Raw genomic sequence first — 580 nt, 5'->3', positions numbered from 1 at the left:
ACCTGATGTGGCGTAAACGTAACTGTGTATTTCTGTAACTTAAACAAAAAGAGGAATATTTTAAATGGAAAAGAAATTAAGCAGTAAATACATTCATATGTATATGAGTATATCCCGAGTGTTCATTCGTTTGACAGGCAATGTATTAAAACTGTTTCCTTTTGCTATGGTGATATGCCCTGTGGTGTGGTTTTATCTTTGCCCTGAACATATTATCTCAGACATTGTTAACGACTGGCAGGATGCAGATACACTGGAAAAAATACTGCTTGTCAAACTGTATCTGAAGACGGTTCTTATTCTGACAGTGGTAAGCGTTGTTGTTTTGTATCTTTCGTCAGATAAGTTTATACCTGTTAAACGCAGGAAATGAGTCTGTCGGTTCTCATAAATATAACCGTGTGTGTATATGTATAATATAAATAAAGGTGTGTTATGAGTTTTTATCATTTTTACGAAAGATAAGTAATAAAGAAAAAGAAATTTTTATCAGTGAGGAGCGTTTTTTCTCCCTGCTGGAAAGGGTGAGTGCTTTTGATGTAATGGCCAGGTGAGTAATGAGTCCAGTCCGTTGCAGTCC

1 protein-coding gene is annotated in these 580 nt (G+C 35.7%); it reads left to right on the top strand.

Annotated elements, in window-relative coordinates; translation table 11 throughout:
• Nucleotides 1-64: 64 nt before the first annotated feature.
• Complete coding sequence (locus FDX14_RS24365) at nt 65-373, top strand: hypothetical protein (RefSeq protein ID WP_001617739.1); 309 nt, start codon at nt 65-67, stop codon at nt 371-373.
• Nucleotides 374-580: the final 207 nt, after the last annotated feature.

Origin of the sequence: Citrobacter sp. wls710 (genome assembly GCF_005281115.1) — a bacterium.
Lineage (GTDB): Bacteria > Pseudomonadota > Gammaproteobacteria > Enterobacterales > Enterobacteriaceae > Citrobacter > Citrobacter werkmanii.
Note: the sequence above shows the minus strand (reverse complement) of the source record. Positions and strands in the feature narration are given on the sequence as shown.